General features: G+C 57.7%; 1 pseudogene. It reads right to left on the reverse strand.

Annotated elements, in window-relative coordinates:
* Nucleotides 1-47: 47 nt before the first annotated feature.
* A pseudogene (locus FV233_RS29840) lies at nucleotides 48-251 on the reverse strand (helix-turn-helix domain-containing protein); the annotation flags it as partial.
* Nucleotides 252-494: the final 243 nt, after the last annotated feature.

The following is a 494-nucleotide window of genomic DNA, read 5'->3' on the forward strand; positions in this document are numbered from 1 at the left end:
CCGGGTGGGCGGGTCTTGTCCCGCAGCAGGCCCTCAACGCCCCCCTAGGCAAAGCGCTGCTGCCAGCGCCAGACTGCGGGCCGGCTGACGCCGGCCCGCCGAGCCAGGTCCTGCACGCTCAAGCGTTCGAACGAGAGCAGGACGATGCGCGCCCGCAGGATGTGCTTGAGCGGGCGGGATCGATCACCGGCGATCGCGGACAGCGCTGACGCGGTGGCATCGTCGAGGAGCACGCAGACGGTCTGAGCCATCGCCCAGACTCGCCTGCATCATCTCCTGTGTGAATCCTCTGACCGCGTCAGTGCACTAGAACCGGTGATGAGATATTGGCAAACACCGACGCCCGATCAAGGACACACTTTGAAGGTATCAGGTGTGAGTGACCCAAACAATCAAATTCTTTTAAAATAGGAAGAGGAAATTAACCGGTAAAATAAAGTTGCTAGAAGACTAATGGGTTGCTAAATTGATTGAATGAAATTTGAGGCGATGCA

It is taken from the genome of Methylobacterium sp. WL7 (assembly GCF_008040085.1).
Classification (GTDB): Bacteria; Pseudomonadota; Alphaproteobacteria; order Rhizobiales; family Beijerinckiaceae; genus Methylobacterium; species Methylobacterium mesophilicum.